Annotated in this window: 23 protein-coding genes; 11 read left to right on the top strand and 12 right to left on the bottom strand. The window is 71.8% G+C overall.

All coding sequences use genetic code 11. The features are described from left to right. Positions 1 to 1,269: 1,269 nt before the first annotated feature. From ACH4U8_RS22325 to ACH4U8_RS22315, 3 genes are all read right to left on the bottom strand, one after another. Positions 1,270 to 1,884: a DJ-1/PfpI family protein gene (locus tag ACH4U8_RS22325; RefSeq protein WP_395779639.1), complete on the bottom strand. Its 615-nt coding sequence runs from the start codon at positions 1,882 to 1,884 to the stop codon at positions 1,270 to 1,272. 84 nt (positions 1,885 to 1,968) lie between these two features. After that, positions 1,969 to 2,370: a TIGR03618 family F420-dependent PPOX class oxidoreductase gene (locus tag ACH4U8_RS22320; RefSeq protein ID WP_395779637.1), complete on the bottom strand. Its 402-nt coding sequence runs from the start codon at positions 2,368 to 2,370 to the stop codon at positions 1,969 to 1,971. 122 nt (positions 2,371 to 2,492) lie between these two features. Further along, positions 2,493 to 3,320, bottom strand: a complete 828-nt coding sequence (locus tag ACH4U8_RS22315; protein ID WP_395779635.1) for an isocitrate lyase/phosphoenolpyruvate mutase family protein — start codon at positions 3,318 to 3,320, stop codon at positions 2,493 to 2,495. 412 nt (positions 3,321 to 3,732) lie between these two features. On the opposite strand from ACH4U8_RS22315, the gene ACH4U8_RS22310 reads away from it, so the two are divergent. Continuing rightward, positions 3,733 to 5,349 (top strand): class I adenylate-forming enzyme family protein, encoded by a 1,617-nt coding sequence (locus ACH4U8_RS22310; RefSeq protein ID WP_395779633.1) that lies wholly within the window; start codon positions 3,733 to 3,735, stop codon positions 5,347 to 5,349. Here the strand turns inward: ACH4U8_RS22310 and ACH4U8_RS22305 are convergent. Both ACH4U8_RS22305 and ACH4U8_RS22300 read right to left on the bottom strand, forming a co-directional pair. Beyond that, complete coding sequence (locus tag ACH4U8_RS22305) at positions 5,346 to 6,125, bottom strand: helix-turn-helix transcriptional regulator (protein WP_395779631.1); 780 nt, start codon at positions 6,123 to 6,125, stop codon at positions 5,346 to 5,348. The genes ACH4U8_RS22310 and ACH4U8_RS22305 overlap by 4 nt on opposite strands. A gap of 143 nt (positions 6,126 to 6,268) precedes the next feature. Next, entirely contained in the window at positions 6,269 to 6,877 is a 609-nt protein-coding gene (locus ACH4U8_RS22300; protein ID WP_360318657.1) for a superoxide dismutase, read from the bottom strand. A gap of 137 nt (positions 6,878 to 7,014) precedes the next feature. Here ACH4U8_RS22300 and ACH4U8_RS22295 point away from each other — a divergent pair, with 137 nt between their 5' ends. From ACH4U8_RS22295 to ACH4U8_RS22280, 4 genes are all read left to right on the top strand, one after another. Further along, on the top strand, positions 7,015 to 8,067 hold the full coding sequence (locus ACH4U8_RS22295; RefSeq protein WP_395779629.1) for a questin oxidase family protein: 1,053 nt from the start codon (positions 7,015 to 7,017) through the stop codon (positions 8,065 to 8,067). 134 nt (positions 8,068 to 8,201) lie between these two features. Then, the gene (locus ACH4U8_RS22290) at positions 8,202 to 8,462 is read left to right on the top strand and encodes a hypothetical protein (protein WP_395779627.1); all 261 of its coding nucleotides are present in this window, start codon (positions 8,202 to 8,204) and stop codon (positions 8,460 to 8,462) included. 93 nt (positions 8,463 to 8,555) lie between these two features. After that, positions 8,556 to 9,032, top strand: coding sequence for a nuclear transport factor 2 family protein (locus tag ACH4U8_RS22285; protein ID WP_395779625.1), 477 nt, complete (start codon positions 8,556 to 8,558; stop codon positions 9,030 to 9,032). A gap of 71 nt (positions 9,033 to 9,103) precedes the next feature. After that, entirely contained in the window at positions 9,104 to 9,748 is a 645-nt protein-coding gene (locus ACH4U8_RS22280; RefSeq protein ID WP_395780077.1) for a uridine kinase, read from the top strand. A gap of 18 nt (positions 9,749 to 9,766) precedes the next feature. Here ACH4U8_RS22280 and ACH4U8_RS22275 read toward each other — a convergent pair whose 3' ends face one another. The 3 genes from ACH4U8_RS22275 to ACH4U8_RS22265 form a co-directional block, all read right to left on the bottom strand. Beyond that, complete coding sequence (locus ACH4U8_RS22275) at positions 9,767 to 10,600, bottom strand: aldo/keto reductase (RefSeq protein ID WP_360318644.1); 834 nt, start codon at positions 10,598 to 10,600, stop codon at positions 9,767 to 9,769. A gap of 308 nt (positions 10,601 to 10,908) precedes the next feature. After that, complete coding sequence (locus tag ACH4U8_RS22270) at positions 10,909 to 11,958, bottom strand: lactonase family protein (protein ID WP_360318641.1); 1,050 nt, start codon at positions 11,956 to 11,958, stop codon at positions 10,909 to 10,911. 195 nt (positions 11,959 to 12,153) lie between these two features. Further along, entirely contained in the window at positions 12,154 to 12,810 is a 657-nt protein-coding gene (locus tag ACH4U8_RS22265) for a TetR/AcrR family transcriptional regulator (protein WP_395779623.1), read from the bottom strand. Positions 12,811 to 12,889: 79 nt separating this feature from the next. On the opposite strand from ACH4U8_RS22265, the gene ACH4U8_RS22260 reads away from it, so the two are divergent. Continuing rightward, entirely contained in the window at positions 12,890 to 13,675 is a 786-nt protein-coding gene (locus tag ACH4U8_RS22260) for an ATP-binding cassette domain-containing protein (RefSeq protein WP_360318635.1), read from the top strand. A gap of 22 nt (positions 13,676 to 13,697) precedes the next feature. After that, the gene (locus ACH4U8_RS22255; RefSeq protein WP_395779621.1) at positions 13,698 to 14,561 is read left to right on the top strand and encodes an ABC transporter permease; all 864 of its coding nucleotides are present in this window, start codon (positions 13,698 to 13,700) and stop codon (positions 14,559 to 14,561) included. 37 nt (positions 14,562 to 14,598) lie between these two features. Here ACH4U8_RS22255 and ACH4U8_RS22250 read toward each other — a convergent pair whose 3' ends face one another. Further along, positions 14,599 to 15,576, bottom strand: coding sequence for a helix-turn-helix transcriptional regulator (locus ACH4U8_RS22250; protein ID WP_379988861.1), 978 nt, complete (start codon positions 15,574 to 15,576; stop codon positions 14,599 to 14,601). Between the two features lie 89 nt (positions 15,577 to 15,665). On the opposite strand from ACH4U8_RS22250, the gene ACH4U8_RS22245 reads away from it, so the two are divergent. Together ACH4U8_RS22245 and ACH4U8_RS22240 are read left to right on the top strand one after the other, a co-directional pair. Continuing rightward, on the top strand, positions 15,666 to 16,088 hold the full coding sequence (locus tag ACH4U8_RS22245; RefSeq protein ID WP_360318627.1) for an SRPBCC domain-containing protein: 423 nt from the start codon (positions 15,666 to 15,668) through the stop codon (positions 16,086 to 16,088). A gap of 191 nt (positions 16,089 to 16,279) precedes the next feature. Further along, positions 16,280 to 16,513, top strand: a complete 234-nt coding sequence (locus ACH4U8_RS22240) for a hypothetical protein (RefSeq protein WP_379988862.1) — start codon at positions 16,280 to 16,282, stop codon at positions 16,511 to 16,513. 144 nt (positions 16,514 to 16,657) lie between these two features. Here the strand turns inward: ACH4U8_RS22240 and ACH4U8_RS22235 are convergent, their stop codons facing one another. After that, positions 16,658 to 17,392, bottom strand: a complete 735-nt coding sequence (locus tag ACH4U8_RS22235; RefSeq protein ID WP_360318621.1) for a DedA family protein — start codon at positions 17,390 to 17,392, stop codon at positions 16,658 to 16,660. Between the two features lie 204 nt (positions 17,393 to 17,596). Here ACH4U8_RS22235 and ACH4U8_RS22230 point away from each other — a divergent pair, with 204 nt between their 5' ends. Next, positions 17,597 to 18,067 (top strand): GNAT family N-acetyltransferase, encoded by a 471-nt coding sequence (locus ACH4U8_RS22230; RefSeq protein ID WP_395779619.1) that lies wholly within the window; start codon positions 17,597 to 17,599, stop codon positions 18,065 to 18,067. 210 nt (positions 18,068 to 18,277) lie between these two features. Here ACH4U8_RS22230 and ACH4U8_RS22225 read toward each other — a convergent pair whose 3' ends face one another. Then, a complete protein-coding gene (locus ACH4U8_RS22225) occupies positions 18,278 to 18,682 on the bottom strand; it encodes a PPOX class F420-dependent oxidoreductase (RefSeq protein WP_395779617.1) in 405 nt (134 codons plus the stop codon). Positions 18,683 to 18,796: 114 nt separating this feature from the next. On the opposite strand from ACH4U8_RS22225, the gene ACH4U8_RS22220 reads away from it, so the two are divergent. After that, entirely contained in the window at positions 18,797 to 19,327 is a 531-nt protein-coding gene (locus ACH4U8_RS22220; protein WP_379988865.1) for a GNAT family N-acetyltransferase, read from the top strand. Here the strand turns inward: ACH4U8_RS22220 and ACH4U8_RS22215 are convergent. Further along, on the bottom strand, positions 19,296 to 19,967 hold the full coding sequence (locus ACH4U8_RS22215; protein WP_360318610.1) for an SDR family oxidoreductase: 672 nt from the start codon (positions 19,965 to 19,967) through the stop codon (positions 19,296 to 19,298). The genes ACH4U8_RS22220 and ACH4U8_RS22215 overlap by 32 nt on opposite strands. Positions 19,968 to 19,979: the final 12 nt, after the last annotated feature.

The raw sequence follows: 19,979 nt of genomic DNA, 5'->3' as shown, positions 1-19,979 counted from the left end.
GGGCGGAGAGCCATCCGCGAGCCCTGAAGAGTCACGACCCGGCCCCCGAGACGGCTCCCCGCACCCGGGGTTCCGCTGACCTGCGGTTTTGCCTGACAAAGCGGCGAGAGCAGGTGCCGAGGGCCGGGTTGCGCACCCGGCAACCGAAACCACCCACTCACGGCCCGCTCTTCTCTTCCCCCTCCGCCACCACCCACCCACCGCCCGCCGAAACGCCCCGACCCACTCGGAAAGGCCGCCCGGCGAACCTCACCGGACCGCCCTCCCGCTCCGCCGTTGCCAGCGCCTTTCCGGCAAGCAACACCCACGTCTCGCCGGGAAACCCAGGGCTCCTGACCGCCGGTGACCGTGGGACCGGGCTGATCTCCACCGATCCACGCCGACCGTTTAGCACTGAGCCATCCGCTGCCGACCAAGACGCGACCGCCGGCCGTGAACGCCCGGCCCACTCGGGAAGGCTCCCCGGCGAACCCAACCGGACGGCCCTCCCGCTCCGCCGTTGCCAGCGCCTTTCCGGCAAGCAACACCTCACTCTCGCCGGGAAACCCAAGGCTCCTGACCGCCGGCGACCACGGGACCAGGCCCACCTCCGCCGGCCCACGTCGACCGTTTAGCACAGAGCCACCCGCGCCCGACGCCACCGGACACTCATCGCACGCCGAAAGCGCCCGGCCCACTCGGAATGGCTCCCCGGCGGACCTGACCGGACCGCCCCTCCCGCTCCGCCGTTGCCAGCGCCTTTCCGGCGAGCAACGCCTGTGTCTCGCCGGGGAGTCCAGGGCTCCTGACCGCCGGGTGACCGTGGGACCGGGCCCACCTCCGCCAATCCACGTCGACCGTTCAGCACAAAGCCACCCGCGCCCAACCCCACCAAGACGCAACCGCCGGCCGAGAACACCCGACCCACCCGGGAAAGCCCCCAACGGACCCGACCGCACCGCCCTCCCGCTCCGCCGCGCGGCAGGGCAGGGCAGGGCACCAAAGGCGTCCCGGCCCCGAACCGCAGCCCGGCGGCGCGGCCGGCAAGCGGCCAAAGCGTCGGTGCCCGTGCGACCAACGCCGCGCGCAGGACGGCCAGGGCGAGCACAGGTGCAACGGCGATGCCCAGCCGGGAAATCAACGCAGTCCACGCTTCGAACCGGGCGCCCTCGGTCACGGCCCAGGAAGCGGTGTTCGGTCGGCTGGTCGGCGCCGGGCGCGCGCGGGGGATCGGAAACGGAATCGGAAACGGGGATCGGGAAGCGGGAAGCGGGAACCAGGGAGCCGGGCTCAGGCCATAGGGAGCAGAGTCGCCGTGTGAAGGACGGTGAAGACACGGTCGACCGTGGCGGCTTTTTCGCCGACCGGTGCCACGTAGTCGATCGCGGCGCGGGCCTTTGCTTCGCCGAGGGTGCGGGTGATGGTCCAGGCGGCCAGGTATTGGGAGGCCAGGCAGCCGCCGGCTGTGGCGATGTTGCCGGACGCGTGGAACGGTGCGTCCAGGACCTCGACTCCGGCCGCCTCGACCCACGGGCGGGAGGTCTCGTCGGTGCAGGCCGGCAGGCCGGTCAGCAGGCCGAGGCGGGCCAGGACCAATGCGCCCGAGCATTGTGAGCCGATGAGTTGGCGCGTGGGGTCGAGGGGCAGCGCCGCGAGGAGTCCGTCGTCGGCGACGACGTCGCGGGTCCTGATGCCGCTGCCGACCAGCACGACGTCGGCTTCCGGGATGAAGTCGAAGCCGCGTTGCCCGGTGACCTCGACGCCGTTCATCGACGTGACGGTCGGGGCAGGCGTCGTGATGTACGCGGTCAGGCCGTCCTTGCGGCAGCGGTTGACGATGGCCGCCGCCACGAAGCTGTCGAGTTCGTTGAAGCCGTCGAAGGTAACCACGGCGACCTGGGTCATCTGTGCATCCCCGTTCGGATCGGTGTGCCGACACTTCCCGGCAGGCTACGCCCCGACGCCCGACCGCCCCGACCTCGTCGCCCCCTAGACCGTCCCCAGTCGCCGCGTCACCGCGATCTCGATCACCACCCGCTCCGGGTTCACCCTCGGCTCCCGATAGCGCTCGGTATAGCGCCGAACCGCGTCGGCGACGGCCGCCGGGTCGCCGTTGATCGTCGCGATGCCTTCCAGCGTGGACCAGCGCCTCCCGGCCACCTGGGAGACCGCGACGCGGGCCCCCGTACCGGTCGCCAGCACGTTCCGGACCTTCTTGCTGGCACCGTGCGAGATCACCCGGGCGATCCCCGACACGTGGTCGTATGTGGCGCCGACGGGCACCAGGTGCGGCGTGCCGTCGGGCCGGTGGGTGACCAGCAGACACAGGTGCCGTTCCTGCCAGAATTCCTGGAAATCCGGAGTGGTGGTCGGCGGAACGTGCAGCGTCATCGAGATCAGGTCTTTCACGATCGGGCGGGCCTGCCGGAGTCGGGCGAGACCGTTCCCGACCCGCCGACCAGCAGTATGACCCCACCGACCCGGGCGCCGAGCAACCCCTCCCCGCCCACCCCTCAGTCGGCCCGATAAGCCTCCGACATCGCCTGCGCCTGCGCATACGTCGGCGCGCCCGCCGCGCCCGCCTCCTCGTCGCACGCAATCGCCCACGCAAGGTCCACCGCACTCCGCACCGCGACCCGGAACAACAACGACCCCGTACTGATCCGCCGCACGCCCAACTCCGCGAGCCGGGTCCGGGGCGGGCCGGTGGGGCTGTACAGGATGTTCAGCGGCGCGTCGGTGGCGCCCACCAAGGTCTCGATCGCGGCCTCGTCCCCGACGCCCGGCACGAACACGCCGTCCGCGCCCGCCGCCCGGTAGGCCCGGATCCGCCGCACCGTCTCGTCGAGCGAGGCACTCGGGCCGCCCACCCAGTAGGTGTCCGTGCGCGCGTTGACGAACAACGTCGGCGCCGCCTCCTTGAGCGCGGCGATCACCGCGACCTGGCGCCCCGCGTCGGTCAGCGTCCCGTCGGCCCGCCCGTCCTCCAGGTTGACGCCGGCCACCCCCGCCCGCACCAACTCGGCGCCCAACGCCGCAACCTCCTCCGGGCGCTCGGCGAAGCCGCCCTCGATGTCGACGCTGACCGGAACCGGCAGCCGCGCGATGCCGATCCCGAGCCGTACCGTCTCCTCGCGCGTCCCGCCGACTCCGTCCGGCTTGCCCGCCGCGATCGCGACCCCCAGGCTCGTCGTCCCGATCGCCGCGAATCCGCGCTCGACCAGCGCCGCCGCCGAGGCGTGGTCCCACGCGTTGGGCAACACCAGCGGCGCCCCGGCCCGATGCAGGGCACAAAACTCCGCGAAGTGATCGGCATTGGCGGCCTGGTTCGTACTGCTCATCGAGCGTGCCCTCCGGATCGACGGCGACCGCGCCGAACGCGGCCGAACCCTGCCGATCCTCCCCCACCCCCGCCCACCCCGGCATCCGCCTTTCCACCCACCCGACGGCAAACCAGGCCGGCCCGAGCACCCCCCGAGCAAGCAACCAAGCCCGCCCGAATGCCTCCCGAGCAAACCACCAGGCCCACCCGGGCACCCCTGGAACAAACAGCCAGACCCCGCCTAAACACCCCCCGACCACACAGCCAGAGCCCGCCCAAGCACCCCCCGACCACACAGCCAGAAGCCGCCCAAGCAAACAGCCGAGGCCCACCCCAGCATCCTCCCGGGCGAACGCACGACAACGTCACCCCTTCGAGCCCCGTCCGGGCACCTGCGATAACGTCCCGCGAGAACGAGGGAGGCCCGCCCGATGCTGCTGCACGAGATCCTGGTCGACGCGGCTCGGGAGGTACCCGACCGCACCGCCCTGATCGTCCCCACCCACACCCCACGCACGCACACGGGGCACACCGAGCACACCGCAGCCCGGCCCCCTGCGGCCCCCCACTCGGCGGCCCGGCACCCCGCCGCCCCGCAGCCGGCGGCCCAACACACCGTCTGGACCTTCGCCGAGCTGGCCGCCCACTCCCGCGCGCTCGCCGCCACCGTCGCGCGCCGGACCTCCCCCGGAGCCCGGGTCGGGATCCTCGCGCACAACCGGGCCGAGTACGTCGCTGCCTACTACGGCGTCCCCTGGGCCGGCCGGGTGCTGGTCCCGCTCAATCCCAGGTTGCACCCGCGCGAGTGGGCCGATCAGTTGGCCCGCTCGGGCGCCGAACTGCTGCTCGGCGACGCCGAACCGATGGCCCGGCTCGGCTGGACCGGGGGCCCGAGCCTGGAGTTGGGCGAGGCCGTCACCGAATCCGCCCATGGCGAGCCCGAGTTCACCCCGGCCACCGACGAAACCGCGCTGACCTGGCTGCTGTTCACGTCGGGCACCACCGGCCGGCCCAAGGGCGTCCGGCTCACCCATCGCAGCCTGACCACCTCGATGCGCACCTCGCTCGCCTGCCGCCCGGTCGACCCGGACGCCGTCGTACTGACCCCGTTCCCGCTCGCGCACGTGGCCGGCTACCAGGTGCCGGCCCACCATCTGATGCGCCGCCCGGTGGTCGTACTGCATCGCTACGAACCGGCCGAACTGGCGCAGGTGATCCGCGAGTTCGACGTCACCAACCTCTCCCTCGCGCCGACCATGATCGATGCGCTGCTCGATCACGTGCACGAGGGCGACGGGTTGCGCGAGCGAATCCGCTCGATCAGCTACGGCGCCTCGCCGATCACGCCCGAGCTGATCCGCCGAGTCGACCGGATGCTCGGCTGCGCCCTGGGCCAGGGCTACGGCATGACCGAACTCTCCGGCAACGCGGTGTTCCTGAGCGCCGCCGACCACCGCCCCGAGTTGTACGCGGCGGCCGGTCGGCCCGGGCCGGGCGTCGAGATCCGCATCGTCGACGACGCGGGCCGGCCGCTGCCGACCGGCGCCACCGGCGAGATCTCGGTGCGCTCCGAGCAGGTCGCGGACGGCTACTGGCAGGTGGACACCGGCGAGTTCGCGGCCGGCTGGTTCCGCACCGGCGATCTGGGCCGGTTCGATGCCGACGGCTACCTGTACGTCCTCGATCGCAAGAAGGACGTGATCATCACCGGCGGCGAGAACGTCAGCGCCCGCGAGGTGGAGGCGGTCTTGCGCACCCATCCGGACGTCCGCGACGTCGCGGTGGTCGGCGAACCGGACACCCGGTGGGGCGAACGGGTGGTCGCGGTGGTCGTCCCGACCCCGGATCGCTCCGTCGACCCGGACGCCCTCGTCACCCTGTGCCGCGCGCACCTGGCCGGCTTCAAGGTCCCGCGCCGCGTCGTGTTCACCGACGCCCTCCCGGTCACCGGCACCGGCAAGGTCAGCAAACCCGCCCTACGCGAACAACTCGCGGAAGCCCAGCCATCCTCGCGGAACACGCCCAACCATCTCGCGGAACACGCCTAACCACCGGCCTCACCCGGCGCACCCGACTCACCGGGTTCAGCGGACCCACCGGACTCGGCGGACTTACCGGACTCGGCGGACTTACCGGACTCGGCGAGACCACGGGAACCACCGGAAGCACCGGAACCGCCAACCACCGGCCGAATCTCATAAGCGCAATGCGGCGCCCCGGCCACCATATGGCTGACCCGCCGCACCTCGGTATCCGGCAACGCCTCCCGCAGGAAGGCCAGTTCCGAGGAGCACGCGGTCCCGCACCGGATCGCCACGTCGAAGATCGCGCAGTTCTGCTCGACGATCAACCACCCGCCGCCGTCGGCCAAAGGTTGCGCGGCGGCCAGGTAGCCGTCCTCGTCCAGGATCGCGGCTATCGCGGCCACCCGATCGGCCAGCTCCGGCGCGGTGGTCCGGGCCCGGGCCCGTTCCAGCCGCCGCTCGCGCCGACGGTCGAACAACCGGTCCACGAAACCGGGTTCCTCGGCCTGCGCGGTCTCCAGCAGGTCGCCGACCAGGTCGCCGTAGCGCCGGGGGAAGAGGTTCTCCCCGGCCGCGGTCAGCCGATACACGTGCTTGGGCCGGCCCGGCCCGAGTCGGGCCTGCCGATGGGTCACATAGCCCTCGGCGACCAGTCCGGCCAATTGTTGCCGCATGCCGCTCGCGGTCATCCCGACCGCGTCGGCCAACTCTTCCGCCCGCAGTTCGCCCGCGCCCTTGAGGTGCCGCAATATCTCGCGCCGGGTCTCGGGCAACAGTGCGAACGCGTCCTGCTCGGTCACCGCTCGCCCCTCTCGTCCACCCCGAGTCTCCCGAGTGCGTGTGCGTGCGCGCCGGTGCGCGTGCGCCGACGCCGCGGGCCCGCCGACGTCGGACAGGGCCGCACGGGAGGCATCCCGCGCGGCCCCGGACCGAACGCCGTTCCTCAGGCGCCCTTGGCGGCCGAGAGGCGGGCGGCGACGTCGTCCCAGTTGAAGACGTTCCACACGGCCTTGAAGAAGTCCGCCTTGACGTTCTTGTACTGGAGGTAGAAGGCGTGCTCCCACGCGTCGATCGCCAGCAGCGGCACGGTGCCCTGCGGGATGTTGCCCTGGTGGTCGTAGACCTGGGTGACCACGATGCGCTGCGAGAGCGGCTCCCACGCGGCGACGGACCAGCCCGAGCCCTGCACGGTCATCGCGGTCTGCGTCATGTGCGCGCGGAACTGCTCGAAGCCGCCGAAGTCGACGCCGATCTGCTCGGCGAGGTCACCGGTGGGCTCGCCGTTGCCGGTCGGGCCGAGGTTGGTCCAGAACAGGCTGTGCAGCACGTGACCCGAGACGTGGAAGGCCAGGTCCTTCTCCAGCTTGGAGATGGTGCCGTAGGCCTCCTTGTCGCGGGCGTCCGCGATCTGCTCCAGGGCGGTGTTGGCACCGGTCACATACGCCGCGTGGTGCTTGTCGTGGTGCAGCTCCATGATCGCGCCGCTGATGTGCGGCTCCAGGGCGGCGTAGTCGTAGGTGAGGTCGGGGAGCGTGTAGACCGTGTCGGCCACGGGAGTTCCTCCTGCGCAGTGGTTGCGGTGACGTGCTCGACCCTATGCTTCTCGCCGGAGGCCGGGCAAGTTAGGCAAGACTTAACTGTCCTAACCGGAGTCCCCCGGTCCACTCGAAGCAGACAAAGGAGTTGACGGTGCATCAGCAAGCCGCCGAAACCTTGGACGAAGCGTTCGAACGTCTACATCGCACCGGTTCCGAGTTCGACGACAAGTTGTCCAATCACGGACCGATGGCCGTCGAGGCGCTCGTGCACTCGGGCCAGTGGGAAGCCGTGCCCGCTTGGTTGGACGTTTACACCACCCGGCTCGAACCGGTGGCCCGCCCGACCGAGCGCATCGCCCGGGACGGGTGGCGCGAGGCGCTGGGCGACCGCGCCCGCGACGGGGACTGGATCGCGCTTTTCACCGACGAGATCGCCGAACAACCGTGGCGCGAGGTGCTCGCGCTGTGGTGGCCGCGCCTGCTCCCGGGCCTGCCCGGCGGCGCCACGCACGGCGTGATCCGGGTCGGACACGCGGTCCGCGCGCTGCTGGAGGCGGGCGAGAGCCCGGTCCGCCTCGCCGAGTTCGCACACGCGATGGCGTACTTCGCCTCCAGCAACCAGGCCCTGCCCGAACTGCCTCGGCTCGCGGGGGGCCGCACGCCGTTCGACGCCCTGGACGCGGTGCCGCCGCTGCCCGCCGGCGAGAAGGGCCACATCAACCGGCGGCTCGACTTCCTGGCCGGCTGGGACCGCTGGCTCACCGCGACCCTGTCGGTGCGCACGGCCGACACCCCCGAGGAGGCGCAATCGCTGCTGGCGGACACGGTGCACGCGGCCACCCTGCGCTATCTGCGTCGCGGACACGGCAACGCCGTGATGAACGTGCACGGCGTGACCGCCCCCAACGCGGTGCTGCGGGTGTTGCCCGCGCTGCCGACCGAGTTGTGGATCCCCTCGTACACGGCCGCGTGGGCCACGAGCAGCGCGGTCTTCGCGGTGTACATGGCGCCCGAGGACGGGCCGGAGCCGCCCGCTCCGGCGGCCGATGCCGCGGCCGCGATGGAGAGCGCGTGCGCACACGGCGACGAGCACGTGATCAAGCTGGCGGACACCGCGGCGGATGTGCACGCGCGCTCCGACGACGCGCGGGCGTTGTCCGCCGGGGTGCTCGCCGCGGACCTGGTGCGGCCGCTGCGGGAGTGATCGAGCGGGGCACGTCGCGTGACACGCCCTCGTCCGAGTGAGATTCCCCCACTCGGCGCAGCGGATTCCGTTCGCTGGTCCCCTACGGACCGCCCGCACGGACACCCCGTACGGGACCGACGAACGGAGTTCCGATGCGCATCACCACCCTGCTCGCCGCCGCGGCCGGCGGCGCCCTGCTCGCCCTGGCCGCCACCGGGCCCGCGCTCGCCGACGGCCGCGCGGACACCCTGACCAGCGAAACCCGCCAGGTCGGGCAGATCAACGAGGACGACGTGATCAAGGAACTGCGGCCTGCCGTGCTGGGCATCCACCAGGGCGTCTCCGGCGGCTTCGTCGAGGTCCCGCCGCCGCACGTGACGGCACCGCAGATGCCGACGCTGCCCGACTTCTAGGGCGATCCGCCACCCCGCGTCGGCCGCCGAGTTTCGCTGACGCACCGTCAGATACCTCTGGATCTCGGCCGCCGACCGCACTACCGTCCGCCCATGACCCAGACATCGAAGGACCCGGCCGGGACATCCACGGACCTCGAGGAACGCAGGCGTACCGTCGAGAACTTCTGGCGGGGCGTGGACACCCACGACTGGGACCTGGTGGCGTCCACCCTCGCCGACGACTTCGTGCGCGTCGGCATGCGGGACAACGCCGAGGACACCTGCGAGGGCAAGGAGGCGTACCTGCGCTTCGTCTCCACCGTCACCGGTCGGATGGCGCAGCACGAACTGCGCTCGCGGTTCACCTTCCTCAGCGAGGACGGCCGATACGCGTTCAACGAGGCGGTCGAGTCGATCCGGCCGACGCCGACGGACGACCTCCTGGTGATGCGCTTCGCGAACTACCTCGAACTGAACGACGAGGGCCTGATCGTGCGACTGGACATCTTCTGGAAGACGCCGCCGTACATGCCGCCGGACTGGATCACCGTGGACGCGACCCTGGAGCGCGAACCGCAGGGCGACTGAACGCGCGCACCCGGGTCGGCCCAGAATGTAGCCATGATCGAACCCGACGCCCCCCGCCCGGCGCGCCGATGGTGAACGCCCGACCGCTCACCCCGGCCGCCCTGGTGGACGAACTCGTCGCGGCGATCACCGACCGCGCGGGCGACCGCCGATGGACCCGGGTCGCCGTGGACGGCGCGGACGCGGCCGAACCCGGCGCCGTCGCCGACACGCTGGTCGCGCCGCTGCGCCTGCTGGGACATCCCGTGTTGCGGGTGACGGCGCGCGACTTCCTGCGCCCCGCGTCGGTGCGCCTGGAGTACGGGCACACCGACGCGGAGTCGTATCTGTGGGGCTGGCTGGACGACGCCGGATTGCGCCGGGAGGTGCTCGAACCGCTCGGCCCGGACGGCACCGGCCGGGTGTTGCCCAGCCTGTGGGACGCCGCCCGGGATCGGGCCACCCGCGCCGCGTACACCACCCTGCCCGAGGGCGGGGTCCTGCTCCTGGACGGGCCGCTCCTGCTCGGCAAGGGGCTGCCGTTGGAACTGACCGTGCACCTGTGGTTGTCCCCGGGCGCGCTGCGCAGGCGTACGCCGGCCGAGGACGCCTGGACGCTGGAGGCGCTGACCCGCTACGCGGACGAGGTCGCGCCCGCGACCGAGGCCGACCTGCTGGTGCGCTACGACCACCCCGCCCACCCGGCCCTGATCGAGCCGGACCGCCGCCGACCCTGATCCCGCGCCGGACCGGGCCTAGTTGAGCGTGTCCGGGTCCGGGCCCATCCGGCCGCCGCGGTCCAGGGCCTGGATCGCGTCCAGGTCGGCGGAGCTCAGTTCGAAGTCGAACACCTCGAAGTTCTCCCGGATTCGGGACGGGGTGACCGACTTGGGGATCACGATGTTGCCGAGCTGAAGGTGCCAGCGCAGTACGACCTGGGCGGTGGTCCGGCCGTGCGCGCGGGCCACCTCGGCGATCACCGGGTCGGCCAGCAGGTCGCCGCCCTGACCCAGCGGGCTCCACGCCTCGGTCGCGATCGCGTGCGCGCGGTCGTACCCGCGCACCTTGGTCTGCTGGAGGTAGGGGTGCAGTTCGACCTGGTTGACCGCGGGCACCACGGCGGTGTGTTCGAGCAGTCGGGTCAGGTGGTCGGGCTGGAAGTTGGACACGCCGATCGTGCGTACCCGGCCGTCCGCGAGCAGCTTCTCGAACGCCCGCCAGGTGTCCAGGTAGCGGTCCCGGTTCGGGGTCGGCCAGTGGATCAGGTACATGTCCACGTAGTCCAGGCCGAGTTTGGCCACGCTCTCGTCGAACGCGGTCAGGGTCGAGTCGTAGCCCTGGGCGTTGTTCCACAACTTGGTCGTCACGAACAGGTCCGCCCGCGGCACGTCGGAGGCGGCCAGCGCGCGACCGACGCCCGTCTCGTTGCCGTAGGCGGCGGCGGTGTCGATGCTGCGGTAGCCCACCTCCAGCGCGGTCTCCACGGCGGTGGTCGCCTTGTCGTTCTCGACCTGGAAGACCCCGAAGCCGAGTTGCGGGATGGTGGTGCCGTTGTTCAGGGTGATGTCGGGTACGGGGGTCGGGCTCATGGTTGGGATCGTCCTTCGTCGCAGGGGTCGGGAGGGATGACCCGGCGTCGGCCGGGCAGCCGATCGGGCTGCTCGACCGATCGGCCCGCAGCGCCCGAGTCACCCTGCCCGCTCTGCCCGCTGAGCGCGTTCCGCACACCGGGCGTACGCACCGCCACGACGCGCAAGCGGGTGGACGCAGGCCCGATCGGCCCCGGCTCGGCCGCCGTTCGAGAACACCCGAAGCCCCGGCTGCGTGCCACCCGCAGCCGCACCGGCGAACGCCGGACGAGCCGTCCCGCCCGTCCGGCGCCGAGGACCCCGTCCCCCTACACCAGAATGCTCGTCGGGCTCCCGGTCGAAAGCGCGACCCCCAACGCCGTCAGCCGCCCCGACTCCGGATCGCAGCGGAACCCGGTGACCGTGTCCCCGCGCTGGTTCGCCACGTACAACACGTCGCCCACCAACGCCAGATCCCGAGGCCAGGCCCCGCCGCCCGGCACCTCCTCGACGAGCGCCAACTCCGCGCCGTCCACCGCGAGCACCGAGATCGTGTCCGGCCCCCGGTTCGCCACGTACACGAACCGCCCGTCCGCCGCCGCGACGATCCCCGACGGCGCGCCCTCGCCGCCCGAGAGCACGAACGGCTTGCCCGCCACCGTGAGCGCCCCCGTGCGCGGATCGCTGCGCAGCGGCGTGACCGTCGTATTCAACTCCCCGGCGAGCCAGGCGAGATCGTTCGGCCCGTAGGCGATGTGTCGGGGCCCGGTCCCCGGCGGCAGCGTCACCTTCGGCCCCTCCGCGATCGTGCCCGCCTCGGCGTCGAAGCGCAGGTGGTACACGGTGTCCGAGCCCAGGTCGCACACCACGAGCCACTCGCCGCCGGCCGCGAACGTCACCTGGTGGGCGTGCGAGGACGCCTGGCGGTCCTTCACCGGGCCGGACCCGGTCAACCGCACGTGCGTCGCCGCCTCGCCGAGCGTGCCGTCGTCGGCGATCGGGTGCACGGTGACGCTGCCGCCGCCGTAATTGGCCACCACCACGAACCGCCCGGTGGGTTCGGCCGCGAGGTGACACGGTCCCGCGCCGAGCGTGGACACCTCGCCCAACGGCACCAGCCGTTCGTCCTGCACCGAGTAGGCGCCGACCGCGCCCTCGCCGCCCCGCTCGCTGACCGCGTAGAGGAAACGACCCGAGGGGTGCCGGGCCACGTACGAGGGCGAGATCGCCGGGATCACCGCGGAGGGCGTGCCGAGCAGCCCGGTCGCCGGGTCCTGTCGGCACACCGTGATGCCGCTGCCGTGCCCCTCCATGTCGGGGGTGTACGCACCCACGTACACGAGCGGTCCGCGTCGGTCGGAAGCATTTGGTGAGGTCACACGGTTCTCCTGTTGTCTGGCCTGGGGCGGCTGTGGCAACCGACCGTCGATCGAGTCACGATCCGACGGCCGAGCATGCATCCGTCGAGCCGGCGGAGCCGACCACGCAGATCATCGCGGATCGATCGCCTCGTCGCCGCCGATGTCATGCTCCTCCCCGACCCCGTCGCCGGCACACCCCGCCGCGGGTCCGGGTCACCGCTGGGTGCGGACCGCGTAGTCCCACACCTCGGCGCTCAACAACGATTCGACCGCGTCGAGTTGCGCGAGCGCGTGCGCGGCCGTCGCGTCCACCCCGACGCCGGCCGCGATTTGCCTGCCGATGCCGCGGAAGACGGCCTGCTGGATGCCCGCGAGTTGCCCGGCGATCAGGATCGGCACCGGGTCCCCCGGTTCCGCGCCCGCCTCTTCGGCGAGCGTGGCGCCGAGCACGTCCGCGCCCAGTTGCTGCATCCGCCACAGCCGGGCCATCAGCGCCGGCGACCCCTGCATGACGTTCATGAAGCGCTCGTAGCCCTCGACCAGGCCCACGTACGGCGAGCGATCCTCGACGTCCCGGCGCAGCGCGTCCAGCACCGCGCGGGCCGCGGACTGGCCCACCGCCCGCTCGCGCACGATCCGGGCCGCCCGGTCGACGACCTCGGACTCGCGGTCGAAGAACAGGTCTTCCTTGGCCGGGAAGTAGTTGTAGACGGTGTTCACGGACACCTCGGCCGCGTCGGCGATCTGGGCGACGGTCACCGCGTCGAACCCGCGTTCCAGGAACAGGCCGGTCGCGACGTCCGAGATGTGCGTGCGGGTGCGCCGCTTCTTGCGCTCGCGCAGCCCTTCGGCGGGTTCCGAGTCCGTCATGCATCCATCCTAGCCTTCATGGGGTCATTTTAATTTTGTGGTCGTTGCAAAATTTTAATGACTATGTTTCGGTAGTCGCATGACACCGGTCATCCACACCACCGGGCTCGCCCGGACCTTCACGACCAAGCGCGGCACCGTCGAGGCCGTCCGCGGCATCGACCTGACCGTCCCGGCAGGCGAGATCCTGGGCTTCCTGGGTCCCAACGGCGCCGGCAAGACCACCACCCTGCGCATGCTCACCACCCTGCTGGCCCCCACCGGCGGCAGCGCCACCGTGGCCGGCCACGACCTGCTGCGCGACCCGGCGGGCGTACGCAGGCGGATCGGCTACGTCGCCCAGTCCGGCGGCGTCGACCCCGCCGTGTCGGTACGCGAGGAACTGACCACCCAGGCCCGGCTGTACCGGCTGGACCAGGCGCAGGCCCGGGCCCGCACCACCGAGTTGGCCGCCGACCTGGATCTGTCCGACCTGCTCGACCGCCCGTGCGCCGCACTCTCCGGCGGACAACGCCGCCGACTCGACATCGCGATGGGCCTGGTGCACCACCCCGACGTGCTCTTCCTGGACGAGCCCACCACGGGCCTGGATCCGGGCAGCCGCGTCGACCTGTGGGACCTGGTCCGTCGGATCCGCGACGAATGGGGCACCACGGTGTTCCTGACCACGCATTACCTGGACGAGGCCGACGCGCTCGCGGACCGGCTCGTGGTGGTCGACCGCGGCCTCGTCGTCGCCCAGGGCACGGCGCACGCGCTCAAGACCGAGTACACGGGTTCCCCCGACTCCTCGCTCCAGGACGCGTTCATCGCCATCACCGGTCGGCGCACCCCCGCGCCGAACGAGACTCCGATCGCCGTCTGACCCGGCAGAGGTAGCCATGTCCATGCCATCCACACCGTCGACGCCCACCCCACCGTCGACCCCGGCCGCGGCGTCGCCGCCGGCGGCCCGCGACGCCGCGACCACAACACCGGGGCGACCGGAGCCGTCCGCGGCCGCGGCCTTCGTGTCGGACACGCTGCTGATCTTCGGCCGCTACCTGCGCCAGACCGTCTCGGCCAGGATCGGCCTGATCTTCGGGATCGTCCAGCCGCTGCTGTTCCTGATCCTGTTCGGCCCGCTCCTGCGCGACGTCCCGCTCGGCGGCGAGGGCGACTCCTGGCAGACCCTGGTGCCCGGCCTGCTGGTCCAGCTCGGGCTGTTCAGCGCGGCGTTCGCGGGCTTCGGGATCCTGATCGAGAAGCAGTACGGCGTGGTCGAGCGCATGCGGGTCACACCCGTGAGCCGACTCGCGCTGCTGCTGGGGCGCGTGCTCAAGGACATCGTCCAGATGCTCGTCCAGTCGGTGGTGCTGGTCGTGGTCGGCGTGGCGTTCGGGCTGCGCGCGCCGCTGCTCGGCGTGTTGATCGCGTTCGGTTTCGTCGCGTTGATGACCGCCTCGCTCGCGTCGCTGTCCTACGCGCTGGCGATGCGGGTGGACAGCCCGCAGGAGTTCGCCCCGGTGGTGAACTCGGTGAACCTGCCGGTGATGTTGCTGTCCGGCATCCTGCTGCCGATGTCGCTGGCCCCGGGCTGGCTGGACGGCATCTCCCGGGCCAACCCGCTGCGCTACCAGGTGCAGGCGGTGCGCTCCGCGTTCGTGGGCGACTACGGCGGCACGGTGGGCATGGGCGTGCTGACCGCGCTCGGATTGGCCGCGGTGTCGCTGGTGCTGGGCGTACGCGTGTTCCGCCGCGCCGGCGCGTAGTCGGCCGACCGTTTCGGGGCGACGGCCGCGCGGGCGCTCAGGCGTATCGCGCCGCCGTCGCCCGCGCGGCGTCGGCCAGTGCCGCGCGCAGTTCGGGCGGGCCCAGGACCTCGACGTTCGGACCGAGTTGCAGCAGTTCCGCCACCGCCACCTCGATCGACTCGATCGGCAGGTCGGCCCGGACCCGGCCGTCCGGCAGCGGCTCCCCCGCGCTCGCCTCCACGGTGTCCGCCACGTACGCCCCGAACAGGTCGCGTACCCACGCGTACACATCCGGGTTGATCAGCACGTCCGCGCGGATCGCCCGCAGTTGTTCGACGAAGTCCCGAGACCAGTCCTGCCAATAGGTGGGCAGGTCGAAGTCCGGGTCACGCTCGAACACTTCGTCGAGCACCTCCAGCTCCTCGATCCGCACCACCCGGTACGTACGATCGCGATGCTCGCCCGCCTGCACCGTGCGGGCCACCAGGTACCACGCGCCCGCCTTGAGCACGAGCCCGTACGGCTCCAGTTCGCGGGTCACCTCGCCCCGCCAGCGCCGGTAGTGCACCCGGATCCGTCGGTCGGTCCACACCGCGGCGGCGATCCGGGCCAGATCGGGCGAGCGGTCCGCCTCGCGATACCAACCCGGCGTGTCCAGATGGAAGCGCAGTTGCGCTCGGTTCACTCGCCCGCGGAGCTCCGCGGGCAGCCCCGCCTGCAGCTTGAGCTGCGCGGACGCCACCACCGCGCCCAGCCCCAACTCGGCTGCGGGCCCCGGCAGGCCGGCCAGGAAGAGCGCGTCCGCCTCGTCGTGGGTGAGGCCGTTGATCCGCGTGCGAAAACCCTCCAGCAACCGATATCCGCCGGCCGACCCACGCTCGGCGTACACCGGCACACCCGCCGCGCCGAGCGCCTCCACATCGCGGTAGACGGTGCGGACCGACACCTCCAACTGCTCGGCCAGTTCGGTCGCGGTGACCAGCCCCCTGGTTTGCAACGTCATCAGGATGGTCAGCAGTCGGCTCGCGCGCATGATCACCAGTGTTGCGCATACCTGACCGTTGTTGACAGGTATCGGCAGAGACCGGGCGACGCGGGCACGTCGCCGGAAAGGCTTGGACCATGAGCGACACCACCGGCCGAACGCAGGACGCGGGCTATCAAATCGGCGTGTCCAAGACACTCCCGTATCCCGTCGAGCAGGTGTGGGAGTTGATCACCTCCGCCGCCGGCCTGGCCCTGTGGCTGGGCGAGGACGTGGACCTGACCCCGACCCGGGGCGCGCCGTACCGCACCGCCGACGGCAGCACCGGCGAGGTGCGCGGGTGGCGCGAGACGGACCGGATCCGGGTGACGAGCCGGGTGCCGGACTGGGATCACGACACGACCGTGCAGGTCGCGATGAGCGCGAGCGGGCCGGGACGGACGGTGCTGCGGTTCCACCAGGAGTGGTTGTCCGACGCCGGGGAGCGGGCCCGGCAGCGCACCCACTGGCAGGGCGTGATGGCGGCGGTCGAACGGGCGTTGGCGGCGCCGAACGAGTGAAATGCGTCGGCGAACCGGTGCACTTCCGTTCGGGATCTTCGTATCCGTGTCATTCGTTGATCGACCATCGAAGGATTTCGGCGGCGCGAGGCGGGTCGGCAGGGCCCGACCTCGCGGCCGAGGTCTCGATACGGCAGTGGATCCCGGTACGGCAGCGATGTCCGTCCGGAATGGGAACGGAGAACGGCGCGATGAGCGGCTTCCTCGACAAGGCCAAGAAGATGGCCGAAGACACCATGAACACCGGCAAGCACAAGGTCGAGGAGGTCCAGGTGGGCCGGGAGGCGGGCACCCTGCTCAAGCAGTTGGGCACCGCCTACTGGAAGGAGCAGCGCAGCGGCGGCTCGCACGAGGAGGTCACCCGGGCGCTCGCCGCTCTGGACGAACACGTGGCCAAGCACGGCGACGCGGCACTGCGCGGCTGAACCGGCCCGAATCGACGACGGCCGACGCCGTGTGGGACGCCGGCGACGAGGCGGCCGGACTCGCCGGCCCCACCCCGTCGCGGCGCGTCCCGCGCTTCGGGCGGGCCGTGCCGCACGGCCGCAGGGGCACGCGACGGTGATCGCTCAGGCGGCGCTGTCCTCCCGGACCGCCGCCGTCGCGCCCGCGAAATCACGCCGAGAACCCGCGGCCGCATCCGCCGCGGGGTCCCCGAACGCCGAGGAACGGTTCTCCTCGGCCTTGCGACGTCGACGCCGCCGCACGTAGGTGACCACGCCCGCGACGATGCCGATCGCGACGATCGCGGCGCCTATCCAACCGGGGACGCTCGCCGCCGACGGGTACGCGCTGCCCGCGAGGCGGCCCAGCATGATCGAGCCCGGCACCCACACCAGGATCCCGACCGCGTTCCACGGCGCGAAGCGTCGGTAGGGCATGCCCGCCGCGCCGGCCAGACGGGGCAGCAGGGTCCGGGCGAAGGCGACCCAGCGACCCAGCATCACGGTCACGCCGCCCGCGCCGCGCCCGCGGGTGAACATCTCCTCGGCCCGTTCCCACCGGGGCTCGCCCACCCGGCGCCCCAGCCGCCCGGTCCGTATCCGTTCGCTGCGGTGTCTGCCCGAGAGGTAGCCCAGGGTGTCCCCGACCAGCGCGGCGGAGGTGGCGATGATCAACACCGGGACCAGGGCCAGGTGGCCCGTGGAGGTGAGCAGTCCGCCCAGCAGGAGCACCGGTTCGGCGGGCGCGAACACGCCCAGGAGCAGCCCGGTCTCGATCACGGCGACCAGAGCGATCACGACATAGGCGTACAGCGGCGGTAGATCTCCCAGCCGCTCCACCCACTCGTGCACGGCATCCACGTGGAACCTCCCCGTTAGGCCGCTTGCCATGTGGCTTGACAAGCATCCGCCTTCAATCCTGTCAACGGATCCTGCGCGCGGCCGAATTCCCGTCTACTCCCCTGGCCGTACAAAGGTGACGCCAGTCATCCGTCCCGGTTGCCCACACCCGCGCGCCCGGGACCAACGAAACGGACGCCGGCGACGCCCTCTACGTTGGGCGCCATGAACGACTTCGAAATCCGGCCGGCGGGCCGGGACGACATCGCCGCGATCGTAGGGCTTCTGGTGGACGACACGCTCGGTTCGGGCCGGGACTCGCAGGAGGACCTGACCCCGTACCTGGCGGCCTTCGAGCGCCTGGTGGCCGATCCGAACCAGGAACTGGTCGTAATGACCGGGCCGGACCCGGCAAGCGGCGGACGGAAGGTGATCGGCACCCTCCAGTTGACCATCATCCCGGGACTGTCCCAGCGCGGCACGACCCGTGCCCTGGTGGAGGCGGTGCGCATCGACAGCGCCGAGCGCGGCGGCGGCCTGGGCACGATCCTGATGCACTGGACCATCGAACGCGCCCGCGAGCGCGGCGCGACGCTGGTGCAGCTCACCTCCAACAGCACTCGGGAGAACGCCCACCGCTTCTACCGCAACCTCGGCTTCACCGACTCCCACGTGGGCTTCAAGCTCACCTTGTGAGCTTGAAGGCGGTTTGTGGGGTTCAAGCAGATCTGTAGGATTCGAGCCGCTTTGCGGGGTTCGAGGAGCTTTGCGAGGCTCAAGCCCTCGTGTGGGCCTCGGGCCGCCCTTCGAATCGCCGGCCGGCCACCGCTCGAACGCACGCCCGCCCCGAGGCCCCGCCCGGTTCGCCGAGCCGCGGCCGGGTGGGGCTCGCGGCGGGATCCGGTCCTACGGCCGCTCGCCCAGCTCGACCCGGACGCCGACCGTCCCCGCCGTCCCGCGCCGCAGTCGGCTGCCGAGCAGGGTCATCCGCCCGACGATCCCGAACTTGCGCCGGATCAGGTCCCGGTAGTGCTCCGTCCCGGCGGCGTCCAACAACGACGCGTGGCCGGGCACCGCCTCTCCGCCGGTCCTCCCGCGCGCATCGCACGCGGTGACCGTGACCCTGCCGCCGTTGCGGATCCGTTTCACCTTGCCGGAGTCCCGCGCGGTCCACACACCGAGTGCGTCGCCGTCGCGGAACACCCACACGGGCGTGCCCACCGCACGCCCGTCCCGCCGGAACGTGGTCAACAGGACGTACTTGCCGGCCGCGAGCCGGTCCAGGTCCGCGGGGCCCCGAGGCGAAGTCATGCGCGCGAGTCTAGAGCGCGCATACGGCGCGAACACGGCGCACACGAAGCGATCGTCAAGATCGTTCGCAACCCGACCTGCCCGGCGCACGGCCCCGGGTGGGACGATGATCGGATGTCGCGCACATCGGAGGAAACCCGCGTCCAGGTCCGGCCCGCGACCGAGGCCGACGGTACGAGGCTTGCCGAGATCGACCACCTCACCTGGTCGCCCGACGTCACCCCGGCTCCGCGCTGGGCCGCGGACAAGGTGTTCTTCCGCGGCGCCGACCACGTGCGCGACACGCTCGTCGCACACGAGGACGATCTCGTGCTCGGCTACGTGCAGTTGGAGCGCTCGACGTTGTGTCCGGCCTCGGGGCACGTGCAGATCGTCAACGGGCTCGCGGTGCACCCCGACCACCAGGGCCGTCGGATCGGCCGGGCGTTGCTCGGGGCGGCCGAGGCCGAGGCGCGCAGGCGTGGGGGGCGCCGGATCACCCTGCGGGTCCTCGGTGGCAATACCGCCGCCCGGGCCCTGTACCTGGCCGCCGGCTACCGGATCGAGGGCGTGCTGGCGGGCGAGTTCCTGCTGGGCGGACGCTACGTCGACGACGTGCTGATGGCTCTGGACCTCACGAACGAGGCTTCTCCGCCGCGTACTTGACCGCCTCGCCGACCGGCACGTCGCCGCCGACCACCTCCAGGGTGCGGCCGATCGTGCCGGGCTCGGTGACCAACTCGGCCAGGATCGCCGCCACGTCGTCGCGGCGGATCGCGCCGCGCCCCTCACGCTCGGACAGTGCGATCAGGCCGGTGCCGGGATCGTCGGTGAGCCGTCCCGGGCGCAGGATGGTCAGGTCGAGCGCGCCGCGCGACCGCAGGTCCTCGTCGGCCTCGCCCTTGGCCTTGAGGTAGAGCGCGAAGTCCGGGTCGGTGTCGGCGGGCGGGTCGGTCGAGGCGCCCATCGAGGACACGATCACGTAGCGCCGCACCCCCGCGTCCTCGGCCGCGTCGGCCAGCAGCACCGCGCCGCCGTAGTCGACCGTCATGGTCCGCTCGCGGGTACTGTCCGGGCCCGCGCCCGCCGCGAACACCACCGCGTCGGCACCGGCCAGGTGCTCCACGACCTCCTCGACCGACGCCCGCTCCAGGTCGCACAGGACCGGCTCGGCGCCGGCCGCGACGAGGTCGTTCGCGTGGTCGGGGTTGCGAATGAACCCGACCACCGTGTGCCCGCGATCGGCGAGCAACCGCTCCAGCCGAAGTGCGATCTTTCCGTGTCCACCCGCAATGACAATACGCATGTATCCGACCGT

Origin of the sequence: Embleya sp. NPDC020886 (assembly GCF_044333915.1) — a bacterium.
Taxonomy (GTDB): Bacteria; Actinomycetota; Actinomycetes; order Streptomycetales; family Streptomycetaceae; genus Embleya.
Note: the sequence above shows the minus strand (reverse complement) of the source record. Positions and strands in the feature narration are given on the sequence as shown.

Coding starts and splice junctions, on each gene's coding strand:
- ACH4U8_RS22325 (WP_395779639.1), bottom strand. CDS start 1,884: ATGACCCAGGTCGCCGTGGTTACCTTCGACGGCTTCAACGAACTCGAC.
- ACH4U8_RS22320 (WP_395779637.1), bottom strand. CDS start 2,370: ATGACGCTGCACGTTCCGCCGACCACCACTCCGGATTTCCAGGAATTC.
- ACH4U8_RS22315 (WP_395779635.1), bottom strand. CDS start 3,320: ATGAGCAGTACGAACCAGGCCGCCAATGCCGATCACTTCGCGGAGTTT.
- ACH4U8_RS22310 (WP_395779633.1), top strand. CDS start 3,733: ATGCTGCTGCACGAGATCCTGGTCGACGCGGCTCGGGAGGTACCCGAC.
- ACH4U8_RS22290 (WP_395779627.1), top strand. CDS start 8,202: ATGCGCATCACCACCCTGCTCGCCGCCGCGGCCGGCGGCGCCCTGCTC.
- ACH4U8_RS22285 (WP_395779625.1), top strand. CDS start 8,556: ATGACCCAGACATCGAAGGACCCGGCCGGGACATCCACGGACCTCGAG.
- ACH4U8_RS22275 (WP_360318644.1), bottom strand. CDS start 10,600: ATGAGCCCGACCCCCGTACCCGACATCACCCTGAACAACGGCACCACC.
- ACH4U8_RS22265 (WP_395779623.1), bottom strand. CDS start 12,810: ATGACGGACTCGGAACCCGCCGAAGGGCTGCGCGAGCGCAAGAAGCGG.
- ACH4U8_RS22260 (WP_360318635.1), top strand. CDS start 12,890: ATGACACCGGTCATCCACACCACCGGGCTCGCCCGGACCTTCACGACC.
- ACH4U8_RS22255 (WP_395779621.1), top strand. CDS start 13,698: ATGCCATCCACACCGTCGACGCCCACCCCACCGTCGACCCCGGCCGCG.
- ACH4U8_RS22250 (WP_379988861.1), bottom strand. CDS start 15,576: ATGCGCGCGAGCCGACTGCTGACCATCCTGATGACGTTGCAAACCAGG.
- ACH4U8_RS22245 (WP_360318627.1), top strand. CDS start 15,666: ATGAGCGACACCACCGGCCGAACGCAGGACGCGGGCTATCAAATCGGC.
- ACH4U8_RS22240 (WP_379988862.1), top strand. CDS start 16,280: ATGAGCGGCTTCCTCGACAAGGCCAAGAAGATGGCCGAAGACACCATG.
- ACH4U8_RS22230 (WP_395779619.1), top strand. CDS start 17,597: ATGAACGACTTCGAAATCCGGCCGGCGGGCCGGGACGACATCGCCGCG.
- ACH4U8_RS22225 (WP_395779617.1), bottom strand. CDS start 18,682: ATGACTTCGCCTCGGGGCCCCGCGGACCTGGACCGGCTCGCGGCCGGC.
- ACH4U8_RS22220 (WP_379988865.1), top strand. CDS start 18,797: ATGTCGCGCACATCGGAGGAAACCCGCGTCCAGGTCCGGCCCGCGACC.
- ACH4U8_RS22215 (WP_360318610.1), bottom strand. CDS start 19,967: ATGCGTATTGTCATTGCGGGTGGACACGGAAAGATCGCACTTCGGCTG.